The organism is Devosia sp. 1635 (genome assembly GCF_013185955.1).
Lineage (GTDB): Bacteria > Pseudomonadota > Alphaproteobacteria > Rhizobiales > Devosiaceae > Devosia.
The window spans coordinates 411,379-426,805 of sequence record NZ_JABAOM010000001.1; the positions used below are offsets into that span (position 1 = coordinate 411,379).

Below are 15,427 nucleotides of genomic sequence, written 5' to 3' on the forward strand. Positions count from 1 at the left end.
CGGCCCCCGCGAGTATTATTTTTCCAGACGCTCCTGCAATGCGGCAGGTAAAGGCTTGTTAATCCCGACCGACCCGCTAGGTTTTCCGCGCAACGGCACGGGGGCGCGAGATGAGTATCGATTTTCCGATAAACGCCAGCGGCGTTAGCCAGCGTGATCCCGCTACCAGTGGCGGGGCTCCTTGTTGAGTACGCTGACGGCAACGACACCGGTGCGCGCCCGCTGGCGCTTCCGTCAGTCCAGCGTAATCCCCGGGTTTGGCCTGACCCTCGGTTTCACGCTGACCTATTTCTCCTTGATAATCCTCGTGCCGCTGGTCTTTCTCGTTTTGCGCTCCACCGGGCAGGGGCTCGGCGTGTTCTGGGCCGCAGCGGTTGATCCGCGGGTGGTGGGAGCACTGCGGGTCAGCTTTTTGACCGCGCTGTTTGCCGCGGTAGTGAATGTGATCTTCGGCACGCTGATTGCCTGGGTCCTGGTACGCTATCGCTTCCCGGGTCGGCGGCTCCTCGACGCAATGGTTGACCTGCCCTTTGCCCTCCCAACGGCGGTGGCTGGGGTGGCCCTGACGGCGATCTACGCGCCGAACGGCTTTGTTGGCGCCTTGCTCACGCCGCTGGGCATTCGGGTCGCCTATACGCCGACGGGCATCATCATTGCGATGATCTTCATCGGCTTGCCTTTCGTGGTGCGCACCATCCAGCCCATCCTTGAGGAGGTCAGCCGCGAAGTAGAAGAGGTGAGTGCCACCCTGGGGGCTAATCGCTTTCAGACCATCACGCGCGTCGTGCTGCCGAGCTTGACGCCAGCCATCCTCACCGGATTTGCGTTGGCATTCGCCCGGGCGGTAGGGGAATATGGCTCCGTGATCTTCATTGCCGGCAACATTCCCTTTGTTTCGGAAATTGCGCCGCTGCTGATCGTCATTCGGCTGGAAGAGTTCAACTATACCGGCGCCGCCGTGATCGCGACCGTGATGCTGCTGATCTCCTTTGCCCTCCTCTTTGCCATCAACCTGATCCAAGCCTGGAGCCGAGCGAGGTATGGCTATGGCAATTAGCCGACACTCCCCCATTTCAGAAAGCATCGGGGTCCGGCTCGCGCTGATCGTCATCAGCGTCCTGTTCATGGCGCTGTTTTTGCTGTTGCCGCTGGTGGCAGTCTTTTCGGAAGCGTTCCGGGCCGGGTTTGGCCCCTACCTCGCGGGGCTAAGCAGCCCGGACGCGCAGGCTGCGATCCGCTTGACCCTGCTGGTTGCGGCGATTGCAGTGCCGCTCAATGTCGTCTTTGGCATCTGCGCCTCCTGGGCTATCGCCAAGTTTGAGTTCAAGGGTAAGGCCTTCCTCATCACGCTGATCGACCTGCCATTCTCCGTGTCGCCCGTGATCTCGGGCCTCGTTTATGTGCTGCTGTTCGGTGGCGGCAGCCTGCTGGGCCCGTGGCTAAAGTCCCACGGCATCGAAGTGCTGTTTGCCGTGCCGGGCATTGTCCTCGCCACCATCTTCGTCACCTTCCCCTTTGTCGCCCGGGAATTGATCCCCTTAATGCAGGATCAAGGCACGGGGGATGAGGAAGCGGCGCTGTCGCTCGGTGCCGATGGGTGGCAGACCTTCTGGCGCGTCACCTTGCCCAATATAAAATGGGGCCTGCTCTACGGCGTGCTGCTCTGCAACGCCCGTGCGATGGGCGAGTTCGGGGCCGTTGCGGTGGTGTCTGGCCGGATCCGCGGCCAAACCACGACCATCCCGCTGCAAGTCGAAATGTTCTACAACGAGTACAATGCCACGGCTGCTTTTGCGCTGGCGTCCCTCCTGGCCATGCTGGCCCTCGTGACGCTCGTGCTCAAGACCGCCCTGGAATGGCGCTTTGGTGATGAAATCGCCGCCAGCGGCCACTGATCGGAGATCGAGATTCAATGGAAGTTCGCGTTAGCAATGTGCGCAAGGAGTTCGATGGCTTTGCCGCGCTCAAGGACGTGTCGCTCGATATCCGTTCAGGCGAGTTGATCGCCTTGCTGGGGCCCTCCGGCTCCGGCAAGACCACGCTGTTGCGCTTGATCGCTGGGCTGGAAATGCCGAGCCAAGGCAAGATCTTCTTTGGCGACATGGACGCCTCGGAAAAGACGGTGCAGGAGCGCAATATCGGCTTTGTGTTCCAGCACTATGCGCTGTTCCGGCACATGACCATTCTCGAAAACATCTCCTTTGGCCTCAAGGTGCGCCCACGAGCCACGCGACCGCCAGCAGGGGAAATTCGACGTCGCGCCATGGAACTGCTCGATCTCGTCCAGCTTTCCGGCCTCGAAAAGCGCTACCCCAATCAGCTTTCGGGCGGGCAGCGCCAGCGCGTGGCTCTCGCCCGCGCCCTGGCCATTGAGCCCGGCGTATTGCTGCTCGATGAACCTTTTGGCGCGCTCGACGCACAGGTCCGGCGCGAGCTGCGTCGGTGGCTGCGGGAAATGCATGACCGCACCGGTCATACCACTGTCTTTGTGACGCACGACCAGGAGGAAGCGCTCGAGCTGTCCGACCGCCTCTGCGTCATGAGCCAGGGGGCCATCGAACAGGTGGGCACCCCCGATGAGGTCTATGATCACCCCGCCTCGCCCTTCGTGTTCGGCTTTATCGGGGAATCCAGCGAACTGCCGGTGACGGTGGACAAAGGGGAACTGCTGGTTGCCGGTCGCGCGATCGGCGTGCCTGCTCCTGGGGTGCAGCCCGGTCCGGCGCGCATGTTCTTCCGGCCGCACGACGTGGATCTGGTGGAAGGCGATGCGACGCTCGCTGGCACGGTGCACACCAGCCGCCGCGTCGGGGGAACACGACGGGTTGAAGTTGATCTCGGTCCGGCCAACCAGAAGGTGGAACTGGACCTTCCCTTTGATCATCCGGCTGGTGAACGCAGCCAGCTCACCTTCCGGCCGCGCCGCTGGCAGCTGTTCCCCGCCACCTGACGCTGCGATCAAAACAAGAGTTGGCATGGGGGGAACACGGGCACCTCACCCGCGTTGCCGGAGACCAGTTGTTTCGAGTGACCTTCCCATGACCACCCCTGCTGCCGAGGCTATTCCCTCGCGCCGGCTCGCCCCTCGGGGCAATCCAGCATCCATTGAGCAAGATCGATCGGCGGCTTCCCGGCAGCCGCCCGCCGCCGCAACCGCGTTCCGCCTGGCGGCCAGGCTTGGTGCGAACAGCTCAGTCCTGCTGATTGTCTCGAGTGAACGTCGAGCTGAGGAAACCGCTCGAGCACTGCGCAGTTTTGCCCCCGAGGCCCAGGTGCTGTTGCTGTCTCCCTGGGATTGCCTCCCCTATGACCGGTCTTCCCCCAGCCATGAGAGCATGGGCCAACGGATGTCCGCCCTTCGGCAGTGCCTGGGTGAACGGGCCGGGGCCCGCGTCCTGGTAACGTCGGCGGATGCCGCGTTGCAGCGGGTTCCGCCATCTGAAGCCGTCAGCGGCTGTGTGCTTGAACTGCGCCGCGGTGAAACGCTGGACCGGCAAGCGTTCGAAGCGTTTGCCGGGCGCGCTGGTTACGAAGTTGACGACCGGGTCGATGAGCCCGGCGAGATTGCGCTCAGGGGCGGCGCTATCGAGATTTTTCCAGCCGACGGCGAGGCCCCATTCCGCCTGATGCTCGACGAAGCCGATCGGATCGAGAGTATTTTTGCCTATGATCCGCGCAGCCAGCGGACCGAAGAGGAACAGGACAAGCTGCTTTTGGGGGCCGCCTCTGAATTGATCGGCGATGATGTCGAGCGGCTCGCCGGCGCCGAGCATCGGCTGCCGCAGCAATACGAGCGGTTGCGAACGGTCTTCGATTACCTTCCGGACGCCACCCTGTGGGTCAGCGAGATTGCGGCGGAGCGCGCGCCCACCTTGATCGAGCAAATCAGGGAAGCGCACCAAGCCGCAACTGACTTCGGCGCTGAATCAAGGCCGCTGCCTCCGGAGGCGCTTTACCTCTCCGCGGAGGAGTGGACCACAGCCCTCGCCAGCCGCCAATTACAGGAGCTCGACCTGGAAGGGCTCGAGCCAGCACCGCGTTTTACCTTGGAGCGGAATCCATCCCGCGCATTTGCGGGCTTCACGCGCGAGCAGCTGGAGGGTGGGCAACGAGTAGTGGTGACAGGCACCGACGGCGAACTGGAGCGGCTGCGAACAATGCTCCGCCGCTCCCGCGGGCCCTCGCCAAAGCTGCTGGCCACCTGGCACGATGTAGACGCGGAGCCAACGGACCAGCCTTTGGCACTGCCCTTCGACCTCGACGCTGGCTTTGTGGACCGGGCCAACAACCTTGTTCTCATCGCCGCCCCTGACGCCTTGGGCACCCGCCTTGCCGACGCGGAACAAACGGATGCTGCCGTGCTGCTGGGTCAAACCGAGCTGCGGGTCGGAGACGTGGTAGTGCATGAGGACTATGGCGTCGGCATTCTGCGTGACCTTGATCGTGTCGAGGTAGAAGGGAGCGAGCAAGACACCGTGCGCCTGGAATACCATGGCGGTGCGTCCGTGCTGGTGCCGGTGGAGGACTTCGGTCGGTTGTGGCGCTATGGCGCCGACGCCGAGGCTGTCACACTGGACCGGCTGCACACCGATGCCTGGAAGTATCGGCGGGCGGAAGTCAGCGCTCAGATTGATGCCGCCGCCGAGGGATTGGCGGCAGCTGCCAAGGCCCGGGCACAGGCCACGGCCGAGCCGATCCAACCCCCCGCGGCAGCTTTTGCGCGGCTTGCAGCCCGGTTCCCCTACCCAGAAACACCCGACCAGTCGGCCGCGATCCATGCAGTGCTGGAGGACCTAGCTTCCGGCCGGCCGATGAACCGCCTGGTCTGTGGCGATGTAGGGTTTGGCAAAACTGAAGTCGCATTGCGAGCAGCCGCGGCAGCGGCCTTGGCTGGCCGGCAAGTGGTGCTGGTCGCTCCCACGACGGTGCTGGTCCGCCAGCACCTGCAAAGCTTCGAGCGGCGCTTCGCGGGCACCGACATCAAGGTTGCCCAGCTCTCGCGTTTGCTGACGCCGGCGCAGAGCAAGGCGGTTAGGGAAGAGCTTGCGAGCGGAGAGGTCCAGGTCCTGGTGGCAACCGAAGCCGTGGTGGGCAAGGACGTGGCGTTCAATGACCTTGTCCTCGTGATCATCGATGAGGAGCAGCGGTTTGGTGCCAAGCTCAAGGCCCAGTTGCGCGCGCTCGCACCCGATCTGCACGTGCTGATGATGAGCGCGACGCCGATCCCGCGCACCCTCCAGGCAGCCCTGGTGGGCCTGCAGGATGTGAGCATTATAGCGACCCCTCCCGCTCGCCGCCGGCCCGTCCGCACTTTCCTGGCGCCCTTTGATGCGGGCTCGTTGCGCACCGCTTTGTTGCGCGAGCGGCGACGCGGCGGGCAAAGCTTCATTGTCGTGCCGCGCATCGAAGATATTCCTCCATTCGCCGAGGAACTGGTCCGCATCGTCCCGGAATTCACGGTGGCGATCGCCCATGGCGATCTGCCCCCGGCCGAGATTGACCGGGTATTGGTGGATTTCGCCAATGGGGTGGGGGATATCTTGCTGGCCACCACCATTATCGAAAGTGGTCTCGATGTGCCGCGCGCCAACACCATGCTGGTCTGGCACGCCGACCGCTTCGGCCTATCGCAGCTGCACCAGTTGCGCGGTCGCGTGGGTCGGGCCCGGGCCCAGGGGATCGCCTATCTCCTCACCGATCCCAACGATGAGATCCCCGAAGCTACACGGGCCCGTCTCTCGACGCTTGAGGCCTTTGACCGCCTGGGCTCGGGATTTGAAATCAGTGCCCGTGATCTTGACCTGCGCGGTGGCGGCGATTTGCTTGGCGACGAGCAGGCCGGACACATGAAGTTGCTCGGGGCGGGGCTTTACCAGGATCTGCTGGAGCGCGCCGTCACCGCCGCCAAGGGGGAGGGCGGCAAACAAAGCGGCCCCATTCATCTAAATCTGGGTGGCGGCGGCTCAATCCCGCCCGACTACGTTCCGGAAGCCGTGGTTCGCATCAATCTATACGCCCGGCTGCAACGGCTGCGCACCACCGAAGCCTTGGATGCCTTTGCCGATGAATTGGCGGATCGTTTCGGCGAACTGCCTGAGGCGACCCGCACCCTGCTGGGTGCTGCTCGCATCGCCATCGCGGCGCCTGCCTTGGGCATCAGCAAGATCGAAGCCGGTCCCCTGGCGATCGCCCTGACCGCCCCGGAACGCAGCGCCCAGAGGCTCGCCAAAAAAAGCGGAGGCGTACTGGAGTTGAGCGATGGACGGCTCATCTCGCGCCAGGAAACGCAAACACCCGCCGAGCGGGTGCGCATCATTGGTGAACTGCTGGAAAGCCTGGCCGCCTAGGTGGCCAGGAACAATCGGATCACGAGGCCAAGAGCGGTCACAGCCGCAACCCCCGCGATCCACAGGCCAACGAACCACAACCATTGGCTGGCCCTTGAACGGGGGCCGGTCAATGGTAGCCCTCCTCCGGGTCGATCTTGCCGCGAAACACCCAATAGGCATAGGCGGTGTAGGCCAGGATAATTGGCACCAGAACAACAGCGCCAACCAGCAGGAAAAGCAAGGAGCTATCGGGCGCCGCGGCTTCCTCGATAGTAAAGCTGCCCGGCACGATATAGGGGTAAAAGCTGATGCCGACCCCGGCAAAGCTCAACACAAACAGCCCCAACGCGGCGAGAAAGGGCTGCAAGTGCTTGTCGGTTACGAGCCCCTGCCAAAGGGCAAAGGCGCAGGCGGCCAGCAGCAGGGGAACCACGCCCGAAAACAACATCGTGGGCCAGCCAAACCACCGCTCGAAGTAAACCTGGTTGATGAAGGGGCTCCACAGCGAGACCACGCCGATCAGCACGAGCAGGCCCGCGCCCGACCACATCGCCACTTTGCGCGCATGGGCCTGCAGTTCCCCCGAGGTCTTAAGGTTGAGCCAGGTTGCGCCCAGCAAGGCATAGCCAACCACAACAGCGACGCCGCACAGCACGGAAAAGGGCGACAGCCAGTCCCACCAGCCTCCAGCATAGGAGCGCCCCTCGACCCGGATACCTTGCACCAGTGCACCCAGCGCAATGCCCTGGGTAAACCCGGCCAAGGTGGAGCCGATCCAGAACCCCTTGTCCCACCAGGCAGAGCCGCGATGGGTGCGCCAGCGAAACTCGAAGGCAACGCCGCGAAAGATCAGGCCGAGCAGCATCAGAATGATCGGCATGTAGAGGGCCGGTAGCACGGTGGCATAAGCCACCGGGAACACCGCCATCAGCCCGCCGCCGCCCAGCACCAGCCAAGTTTCATTGCCGTCCCATACCGGGGCGACGGAATTGGTCATCACATCGCGGTCGTGCCGCTTGGGGAAGAAGGGAAACAGGATCCCGATCCCGAGATCAAAGCCGTCCAGCACCACATAGGCCAGCACCGCAAAGGCGATGATCCCGGCCCAGATTGTTGGCAGATCAAGGTCAATTGGCACCGGCGCCTCCTGATCGGATCGGGTCTTCCTGCGCGGGGCCGGGCATGATTCCGGAGGCGCGATGCGGGCCTTTGTCGAGCTCGTGATCTTCCTCTAGGATCGGCGGCCGGCGCATCAACCGGAACAGATAGAAGACGCCCGCGCCGAAAACGACGAAGTAAACGATGATGAACGCGGTCAAAGAGGCGCCCACTGCCGGTGCCGCTACAGGTGACAAGCTGTCGGCGGTGCGCATAACGCCGTAAACAGTGTAGGGCTGGCGGCCAACTTCCGTGGTGTACCAGCCCGCGAGCACGGCAACATAGCCGGACGGTCCCATCACCAGCGCTGCGCGATGCAGCCATGAATTGGTGAAAAGGGTCTTGCGCCAGCGCGCCCATAGTGACCACAGCCCGATGCCAAGCATCAGAAAGCCGATGCCGACCATGATCCGGAAGGTGAAGAACGGGATCAAGGCTGGCGGACGGTCTTCAGGTGCCCACTCCTTAAGGCCTTTGACCTCACCATCGAGCTTGTGGGTCAGGATCAGCGAGCCGAGCTTGGGAATCTCGATTGCGAAATGGGTCGTTTCAGCCTTGTCGTCCGGAATCCCGAACAGGATCAGCGGCGCGCCGTCGGTATGGGTCTCATAATGCCCTTCCATGGCGGCGATCTTCGCTGGCTGATATTCGAGCGTATTGAGCCCCTGCAGGTCGCCAGCAAATATTTGCAACGGGGTGACCACGGCCGCCATCCACATGGCCATGGAGAACATGATCTGTGCCTGACGGTTCGATCTGTCCCGCAACATATGCCAGGCACCCACGGCACCGACGGTGAATGCAGTGGTGAGATAGGCGGCGAGCACGGTATGAGTGAGACGATACGGGAACGAGGGGTTGAAGATGATCGCCCACCAATCCTCGGGCAGGAAGATGCCGTTCTCAGCGACGGAGTAGCCTGCCGGAGTATGCATCCAGCTATTGGCTGAGGTGATCCAGGTAGCGGAGATCAGGGTGCCCAACGCCACGGCACACACTGCAACCATGTGGAGCGTATCGCCCACGCGTTGACGGCCAAACAGAGCAATGCCGAGGAAACCGGCTTCAAGGAAGAACGCCGTCAGCACTTCATAGCCCATCAAGGGGCCAATAACCGCGCCTGCGCGGTCGGAGAACACGGACCAGTTTGTGCCGAACTGGTAGCTCATCACGATGCCTGAAACCACGCCCATGCCGAAGGTTACGGCAAAGATGGTCTTCCAATATTCAAACAGGCGTAGATAGGCGTGGTCGCGTTTCCACAGCCAGAGACCATTGAGGACGGCAAGAAAGCTGGCCAGCCCGATGGAAAATGCGGGAAAGATGAAGTGGAATGATACCGTGAACGCGAATTGGATGCGCGCCAGGAGCTCTGCTGTAAGGCCATAGGTCATGACAACGCTCCGCCAAGACGCCGAACTACTCTATTTCAGCCCAGCTCCAACGCCCCCGTTTTCGGGAAAGAAGCTGGTGCCGGAGCGCGGTGCCTGATCGGTATGTAGGCACCAAGTGCGCAGCAGCACAATCCGCCGGGGCCGCGGCAAAACGGCCCGCATGTTCGCGTGTGGACCTCCAATATGGTCCAAAGACAGGAAAGCCGCCCGGGAGGAGGGGGCGGCTTTCGGGAAGGGGAGCGGACTGGTCCGCTCCCGATCTTGAAACGGGCTTACTGGCCCGCAACCACCGTACCAGGCGAGTAGATCACGGAGCGGTTGCCCAGATCCACGAAGTAGACGCGATCTTCGGTGTAGAAGTAACCGAGATTGTCGCGGCCCTCGACCGGAGCGATCACGACGGTTTCTGGAACCACATAACCAACGTCGACGTCGCCATCGATGACCACTGGCTCGGTTGGGTTGAGGCGGACATAATCAATGTCGCTGGCCTCCACGCCGGCTTCCGCACCGATTGTGGCGCCCGTAAAGCCGCCGATGATCGCTCCGATCGGCCCGAAGATCAGCCCACCGGCAACGGCGCCAGCAACACCGCCTGAGGTCGCTCCAACAGCTGCGCCAGCATCCGTGTTGTTCTTGAGGATCTGGGCAAATGCCGGGCTAACGCCCATTGCGATAACAGCCACCGAAGCCAAGAGAATCTTCTTCATTGTTATACTCCAAATTGTTCCGGTGCCCCGTTCGTGCACCTTGGTTCGCGCCGTAAAAACTGCGCTCTTACCCCGCGGCAGACAGAACGGCCTAGCCTGAACTCGGTTCCGTTGCCGCGCGATGCCTCGTGGGATGGTTATGCCTTCCTTCTTCCGAAGGGTGGCATTGTTGTCCGCCCAGATCCGGGCCAGACTGCATCCTCCGACGCTGCAACCACCAAGGACATCAAGGATGCTAAAAGGGATTGATCCACTGCTGAGCCCCGAGGCGCTACTGGCACTACGAGCGATGGGGCATGGCGACGACCTGATCATCGCCGATTCCAACTTCCCGGCCGATTCGGTGGCGCGCAGCACGGTCTTCGGGCGGCCGATCCGCATGGATTGCGGCATTGTGCGTGCTGTCCAGGCCGTGCTCTCGGTGATGCCGATCGACACTTATGTCACCGATGCTGTCGCCCGGATGGAAGTGGTCGGCGCGCCCGACGAGACCGTGCCGGTCCAGGCGGAGGTCATGCAGTTGCTGGAAGGCACCGAGTTCCGCATGATCGGTATCGAACGCTATGCGTTTTACGAGCGGGCCAAGCAGGCTTACGCTGTGATCTGGACGCAGGAGCGCCGGCCCTATGCCGATTTTGCCATCCGCAAAGGTGTGCTTGGCCCTGACGAAGTCTTGCCCAACAGCTGAAAGTCTTAGCTGAGGGATAGTTTCTCACCCAAAGCCTTAAGGCTGGCGAGCGCGGCACTGGCATTGGGTGCTGTGCCGTCCAGCCGCTGCAGGAACGGGCAGGTGAGGGCGGCAATGGCAAAGCCGTCCGGCGACAGCACAGGCACGCTGATGTCTTCCACCCCCACCAGCTGCTGGCTTTGTCCGACGCGGAAGCCCTGCGCCTTGTACGCCGCGAGTACCTTTTCGCTGTCGAGTAGCCGCGCCGGCTTGTCAGTGCCTCCCCAGCGCACCAGCAGTTCCTCGCGCGTATGCGGGTCCTGAAACGCCAGCAGCAGCAGTCCTGACCCGGTGGACAGCAGGTCGAGATGGGTGCCTACCCGGATGCCAAATTCCCAATTGCCCGGACAACTGGCCTGCGCCACGACAATCCCGCTATCGGCGTCCGGCGCCACGAGGTGGCAGGATTGCCCGATCTCCCGGGCAAAGCCGTCCATCAGTGGCATGGCCCGAGCCACCAGCCGGCGCACGGGGGGATGGCGATGGGCAAGCACAAAGAGCTTCATCGTCAGCGCGTAGCGATCGCCCTCAGCCGAGCGGCTGACATAGTCGCGCACGACGAGCCGCTCGAGCATGCGATAGATTTCGCCCGGGCTGCGGCCCATCGCCTTGACGATCTCGCCGCGGGTCAAGCCGCCCGCCTGCTCCGAGAGCAGCTCCAGAATATCGAGGCCCTTGTCCAGCGCCGGGGCGCGATAACGGTCCTCGCGCTCATCCGCAAGCGCAGCAGCAGATTTGGTCATGGCGTGCCCCCTCCCTTGTTTTCTATTGCAGGTTTGGTTCATTTGTGAACACATGATTTGTATATGAGACGCGTCGGCGTCCGAGATTGAACTGGAGGGGGCAATCAATATGCGGCTGCAAGGCAAGCGGATCTTCATTTCGGCGGCGGCTCAGGGCATGGGGCGCGCCAGTGCGCTGGCCTGCGCGGCGCAGGGCGCTGAAGTGATCGCCGTTGACATCAATGCCGAAGGGCTCGCGAGCCTCGAAGTCGAGAATGCGGCCATCACCACCCATGTGCTCGACATGCGCGATGGTGCTGCCATCAAATCACTGGCCGCCCAGCTGCCGCCGCTTGATGGCCTCTTCAACTGCGCCGGCTTTGTGCATAACGGCACCGTGCTCGATTGCACCGAGGAGGACTGGGAATTCAGCTTCTCGCTGAATGTGCAGAGCATGTTCCACACCATCCAGGCCTTCCTGCCCGGAATGCTGGAGCGCGGCAAGCAGACCGGCGGGGGCGCCATCCTAAACATGGCCTCTATGGCCTCGTCGGTGAAGGGTTTTCCGAACCGCTTCCTTTACGGCACCACCAAGGCTGCAGTGATCGGCCTGACCAAGGGCATTGCCGCCGATTTCGTTAAGCAGAACCTGCGCTGCAATGCGCTGTGCCCGGCGACCGTGGACACGCCCTCCCTGCGCAGCCGCATCGCCAGCGCTGCCGACCCGGTGCAGGCCGAAAAGGACTTCATCGCCCGCCAGCCCATGGGGCGCCTGGCCACTGTCGATGACATCACCCCCATGGTGGTGTTCCTGTTGTCCGATGAATCGCGCTTCGTTACCGGTCAGGCGGTCGTCGTCGACGGCGGCGTAACGATCTAGGCCGCTCAGATCATGTCCGGGCGCATCGATTCCCACTGTCACTTCTGGCAACTGGGGCGGGGCGATTATGGCTGGCTGCAGCCAGACAACGCCGCCCTTGCTCCCATTTATCGCGACTGGGGGCCGCAGGACCTCGACCCACTCGCGCGAGAGGCGGGCATCGAAAGGCGTATGCTGGTTCAGGCGGCTCCCACGGTCGCTGAAACCCGCTTCCTGCTGGACGTCGCCGCTGCCGATCCACGAGGCGGCGGGGTTGTTGGCTGGGTAGACCTGGCAGCGCAAGATGCTGCCGAAACCATCGCACAATTGGCCACCTTCCCCCTGTTCAAGGGGGTCCGCCCCATGCTGCAGGATCTCGACGAGGCCGACTGGATCGCGACGCGTCCGCGTCCGGACGCCATCGAGGCTCTGCTCGAGCACGGCTTGAGCTTCGATGCCCTGGTCATGCCGCGCAATCTCGCATCACTGCGGCAATTCACTGCCCGCTACCCGGATCTGCCGGTGGTGATCGACCATGCCGCCAAGCCCGCGCTCGCCGCCCCTGCAGACGATCCGCGCCACGTGATGTGGCTTAGTGGCATGGCTGAACTCGAGCAGGACCCGCGTATCTGCTGCAAGCTCTCGGGCCTCCTCACCGAGATGGCTCCCGAGCAACGCAGCACAGTCGAGATGGCGGTGCAAACGCTCCAACCAGTGCTGGACCGCCTGCTGGAATGGTTCGGCCCTGACCGGCTGCTCTGGGGCTCAGATTGGCCAGTGCTGACGCTGGCGGCGCCTTTCGCGTTCTGGACCGAGGTCACTGATCGCCTGCTTGGCGACCTTTCCCAAGCGGAACAAGCGGCCGTTCTCGGCGGCAACGCCGCCCGGTTCTATCGCTTGCCAGAAGGAGCTGCGGCGTGAGCGTCCTTGTGGCCATGACCGAAATCGACAAGTCGTTCCCAGGCGTACGGGCGCTCAAGGGGGCCCAGTTCGAGCTCCTCTCGGGGGAAGTGCATGCGCTGATGGGGGAAAACGGCGCCGGCAAGTCGACGTTGATGAAAATCCTTTCCGGTGTTTACAGCGCCGATGCGGGCACAATCCTCGTCGATGGCCAGGCCGCCAGCATTGGCAATCCGCGGGAAGCACAGGCGCTGGGCATCAGCATCATCCATCAGGAACTGGCGCTGATGCGGGATCTCACAGCGGCGCAGAACATCTTTATTGGCCGCGAACCGCGCCGCGGGCTGCTGCTCGATGAAAGCGCGCTCAACCGGCAGGCCGAGGCCATTTTCCGCTCCATGAACCTGGCGCTCGATCCGCGCGTGCCGGTGGAAAGCCTCACCATCGCCAAGCAGCAGATGGTCGAAATCGCCAAGGCGCTGTCCTATCGCTCGCGCGTTCTCATCATGGACGAGCCGACCGCCGCCTTGAACGACGCCGAGATCAACGAGCTTTTCACCATCATCGGGCGGCTGAAGGCTGAAGGGGTGGGGATCGTCTACATCTCCCACAAGATGGACGAGCTCAAGCGCATTGCCGACCGCGTCACCGTGATGCGTGATGGCGAATATGTCGGCACGGTCCCGGCGGCCGAAACGCCGATCGAAACCATCATCCAGATGATGGTCGGCCGTACTCTCAGCAACGAAACGGCGGTGGTGCCCGATACGCAGGCAGCGCCGGTGGCGCTCGAAGTGCGCAATCTTACCCGTGGCCGCGAAATCCGCGATGTGAGCTTTTCCGTGCGCAAGGGCGAGATCCTCGGCTTTGCCGGGCTGATGGGGGCCGGGCGCACGGAGGTGGCCCGCGCCATTTTCGGCGCCGACCCGATCGAGGCGGGCGAGATTCTTGTCGATGGCAAGCCGGTCCGTATCCGCTCCCCCCAGGATGCGGTGCGCGCCGGCATCGGTTACCTTTCGGAAGACCGCAAGCATTTCGGCCTCGCTACGGGAATGGACGTGCGCAACAACATCGCGCTGGCGACCTTGAAGCGCTTCACGGGCGCTGCGGGTGTGCTTCGGGACGGCGCGATGCGCCAGACGGCGCAGGGTTATATCAAGCAGCTCGCCATCAAGACGCCGTCCGATACCCAGGAAGCGCGGCTCTTGTCGGGGGGCAACCAGCAAAAGGTGGTTATCGCCAAATGGCTGCTGCGCGATTGCCCCATCCTGATCTTTGACGAGCCAACGCGCGGCATCGACATCGGGGCCAAGTCCGAGATCTACAAGTTGCTCAATGCTCTCGCGGCGCAAGGGCGTGCGATCATCGTCATCTCCTCGGAACTGCCCGAAGTGCTGCGCCTCAGCCACCGCATTGCGGTGATGTGCGAGGGGCGCCTAACCGGTTTTCTACCCCCGGGTGCCCCGCAGCAGGATATCATGCGTTTGGCAACGCTGCGGCCCAGTGCCGTAGGTGCAGATGAACTCGAGCGAAAGGCTGCATCATGAGCACAATTGGCACTGCCGACCGGCCAGCCCTGCTTGCGGGCATCCGCTCATCGGGCGCCTACCACAAGCTGCTGGCTTTCTCCGGTCTGATCGCGCTTCTCGTCGTGTTCAGCCTTGCCTCACCCAATTTCCTCCGAACCGCCAATGTGCTGGCGATCCTGCAGGCGACCTCGGTCAATGGCGTGCTCGCCATTGCCGCCACCATCGTCATCATCACCGGCGGCATCGACCTGTCCGTGGGTACGCTCATGACTTTTTGCGCGGTGATCGCCGGTGTGCTTCTCACCAATCTTGGCCTGCCGCTGCCCATCGGGGTGGTCGGTGCCATCCTGGCGGGCACGGCGAGCGGGCTGATCTCAGGCACGATCATTGCCAAGCTCAAAGTGCCGCCCTTTATCGCGACGCTCGGCATGATGCTGATCCTCAAGGGTTTGTCGCTGGTGATCTCGGGCACCAAGCCGATCTATTTCAACAACACGCCCGGCTTCACCCAGATCGCGCAGGGTTCGCTGATCGGCTCGGTGATCCCGGCGCTGCCAGTGCCCAATGGGGTGCTGATCCTGTTCCTTGTCGCCATTGTCATCAGCTTTGTTCTCAGCAAGACCGCGCTCGGGCGCTACACCTTTGCGCTGGGTTCCAACGAGGAAGCGGTGCGCCTGTCCGGCGTCAATGTCGATCGCTGGAAGATCGGCGTTTATGCCCTTGCCGGCAGCGTCGTGGGAATCGCCGGTCTGCTCATCGCTTCGCGCCTCAACTCGGCCCAGCCAGCACTGGGGCAGGGCTATGAGCTCGATGCCATTGCGGCGGTGGTGATTGGCGGCACTTCGCTCAGCGGGGGGCGTGGCACCGTGCTGGGCACCCTGATCGGCGCGCTGATCATCTCGGTTCTGGCCAATGGGCTGCGCATCCTTTCGGTCGCGCAGGAATGGCAGACCGTGGTTACCGGGCTCATCATCATTCTCGCCGTTTACGCCGATATCCTGCGGCGCCGTAAATTATAGGCGCCGAGCAAGCGATCGCGCCGCCGGCGCCAACACCAAGAAGGCGAGCAACGCCTCTGGCTACAGCAAATAACCAGATC

13 protein-coding genes are annotated in these 15,427 nt (G+C 62.9%); 9 read left to right on the forward strand and 4 right to left on the reverse strand.

What is annotated here, in order from left to right; all coding sequences use genetic code 11:
• Window positions 1-193: 193 nt before the first annotated feature.
• From cysT to HRU92_RS02095, 4 genes are all read left to right on the forward strand, one after another.
• Window positions 194-1,057, forward strand: a complete 864-nt coding sequence (cysT, locus tag HRU92_RS02080; RefSeq protein WP_172124889.1) for a sulfate ABC transporter permease subunit CysT — start codon at window positions 194-196, stop codon at window positions 1,055-1,057.
• A complete protein-coding gene (cysW, locus tag HRU92_RS02085) occupies window positions 1,041-1,895 on the forward strand; it encodes a sulfate ABC transporter permease subunit CysW (RefSeq protein WP_172122811.1) in 855 nt (284 codons plus the stop codon). Before cysT ends, cysW begins: the two co-directional genes overlap by 17 nt.
• Before the next feature lie 17 nt (window positions 1,896-1,912).
• Entirely contained in the window at window positions 1,913-2,950 is a 1,038-nt protein-coding gene (locus HRU92_RS02090) for a sulfate/molybdate ABC transporter ATP-binding protein (protein ID WP_172122812.1), read from the forward strand.
• Window positions 2,951-3,038: 88 nt separating this feature from the next.
• The gene (locus tag HRU92_RS02095) at window positions 3,039-6,347 is read left to right on the forward strand and encodes a DEAD/DEAH box helicase (protein WP_173087492.1); all 3,309 of its coding nucleotides are present in this window, start codon (window positions 3,039-3,041) and stop codon (window positions 6,345-6,347) included.
• Between the two features lie 109 nt (window positions 6,348-6,456).
• On the opposite strand, the gene cydB is transcribed toward HRU92_RS02095, so the two are convergent.
• The 3 genes from cydB to HRU92_RS02110 form a co-directional block, all read right to left on the reverse strand.
• Window positions 6,457-7,461, reverse strand: coding sequence for a cytochrome d ubiquinol oxidase subunit II (cydB, locus tag HRU92_RS02100; RefSeq protein WP_172124891.1), 1,005 nt, complete (start codon window positions 7,459-7,461; stop codon window positions 6,457-6,459).
• Complete coding sequence (locus tag HRU92_RS02105) at window positions 7,457-8,881, reverse strand: cytochrome ubiquinol oxidase subunit I (protein WP_172122814.1); 1,425 nt, start codon at window positions 8,879-8,881, stop codon at window positions 7,457-7,459. Before HRU92_RS02105 ends, cydB begins: the two co-directional genes overlap by 5 nt.
• A 272-nt stretch (window positions 8,882-9,153) precedes the next feature.
• Window positions 9,154-9,591 (reverse strand): DUF1236 domain-containing protein, encoded by a 438-nt coding sequence (locus HRU92_RS02110; RefSeq protein ID WP_164854758.1) that lies wholly within the window; start codon window positions 9,589-9,591, stop codon window positions 9,154-9,156.
• A gap of 232 nt (window positions 9,592-9,823) precedes the next feature.
• Here HRU92_RS02110 and HRU92_RS02115 point away from each other — a divergent pair, with 232 nt between their 5' ends.
• The gene (locus HRU92_RS02115; protein ID WP_172122815.1) at window positions 9,824-10,279 is read left to right on the forward strand and encodes an RbsD/FucU domain-containing protein; all 456 of its coding nucleotides are present in this window, start codon (window positions 9,824-9,826) and stop codon (window positions 10,277-10,279) included.
• Window positions 10,280-10,284: 5 nt separating this feature from the next.
• Here the strand turns inward: HRU92_RS02115 and HRU92_RS02120 are convergent, their stop codons facing one another.
• Complete coding sequence (locus HRU92_RS02120) at window positions 10,285-11,061, reverse strand: helix-turn-helix domain-containing protein (protein ID WP_172122816.1); 777 nt, start codon at window positions 11,059-11,061, stop codon at window positions 10,285-10,287.
• Window positions 11,062-11,170: 109 nt separating this feature from the next.
• Here HRU92_RS02120 and HRU92_RS02125 point away from each other — a divergent pair, with 109 nt between their 5' ends.
• Genes HRU92_RS02125 through HRU92_RS02140 form a run of 4 tightly spaced genes read left to right on the forward strand, consistent with a single transcriptional unit; the run spans window position 11,171 to window position 15,347 of the window.
• Complete coding sequence (locus HRU92_RS02125; RefSeq protein WP_172122817.1) at window positions 11,171-11,920, forward strand: SDR family oxidoreductase; 750 nt, start codon at window positions 11,171-11,173, stop codon at window positions 11,918-11,920.
• Window positions 11,921-11,932: 12 nt separating this feature from the next.
• Complete coding sequence (locus HRU92_RS02130) at window positions 11,933-12,820, forward strand: amidohydrolase family protein (protein ID WP_172122818.1); 888 nt, start codon at window positions 11,933-11,935, stop codon at window positions 12,818-12,820.
• 14 nt (window positions 12,821-12,834) lie between these two features.
• A complete protein-coding gene (locus HRU92_RS02135) occupies window positions 12,835-14,346 on the forward strand; it encodes a sugar ABC transporter ATP-binding protein (protein ID WP_172124893.1) in 1,512 nt (503 codons plus the stop codon).
• On the forward strand, window positions 14,343-15,347 hold the full coding sequence (locus HRU92_RS02140; protein ID WP_173087494.1) for an ABC transporter permease: 1,005 nt from the start codon (window positions 14,343-14,345) through the stop codon (window positions 15,345-15,347). The genes HRU92_RS02135 and HRU92_RS02140 overlap by 4 nt, the downstream gene beginning before the upstream one ends.
• Window positions 15,348-15,427: the final 80 nt, after the last annotated feature.

Excerpts from the sequence above, each read along its gene's own strand:
- HRU92_RS02130 (WP_172122818.1), top strand. The coding sequence starts at position 11,933 with ATGTCCGGGCGCATCGATTCCCACTGTCACTTCTGGCAACTGGGGCGG.
- HRU92_RS02110 (WP_164854758.1), bottom strand. The coding sequence starts at position 9,591 with ATGAAGAAGATTCTCTTGGCTTCGGTGGCTGTTATCGCAATGGGCGTT.
- HRU92_RS02095 (WP_173087492.1), top strand. The coding sequence starts at position 3,039 with ATGACCACCCCTGCTGCCGAGGCTATTCCCTCGCGCCGGCTCGCCCCT.
- HRU92_RS02090 (WP_172122812.1), top strand. The coding sequence starts at position 1,913 with ATGGAAGTTCGCGTTAGCAATGTGCGCAAGGAGTTCGATGGCTTTGCC.
- HRU92_RS02120 (WP_172122816.1), bottom strand. The coding sequence starts at position 11,061 with ATGACCAAATCTGCTGCTGCGCTTGCGGATGAGCGCGAGGACCGTTAT.
- HRU92_RS02125 (WP_172122817.1), top strand. The coding sequence starts at position 11,171 with ATGCGGCTGCAAGGCAAGCGGATCTTCATTTCGGCGGCGGCTCAGGGC.
- HRU92_RS02140 (WP_173087494.1), top strand. The coding sequence starts at position 14,343 with ATGAGCACAATTGGCACTGCCGACCGGCCAGCCCTGCTTGCGGGCATC.
- HRU92_RS02115 (WP_172122815.1), top strand. The coding sequence starts at position 9,824 with ATGCTAAAAGGGATTGATCCACTGCTGAGCCCCGAGGCGCTACTGGCA.
- cysW (WP_172122811.1), top strand. The coding sequence starts at position 1,041 with ATGGCTATGGCAATTAGCCGACACTCCCCCATTTCAGAAAGCATCGGG.
- HRU92_RS02105 (WP_172122814.1), bottom strand. The coding sequence starts at position 8,881 with ATGACCTATGGCCTTACAGCAGAGCTCCTGGCGCGCATCCAATTCGCG.
- HRU92_RS02135 (WP_172124893.1), top strand. The coding sequence starts at position 12,835 with ATGACCGAAATCGACAAGTCGTTCCCAGGCGTACGGGCGCTCAAGGGG.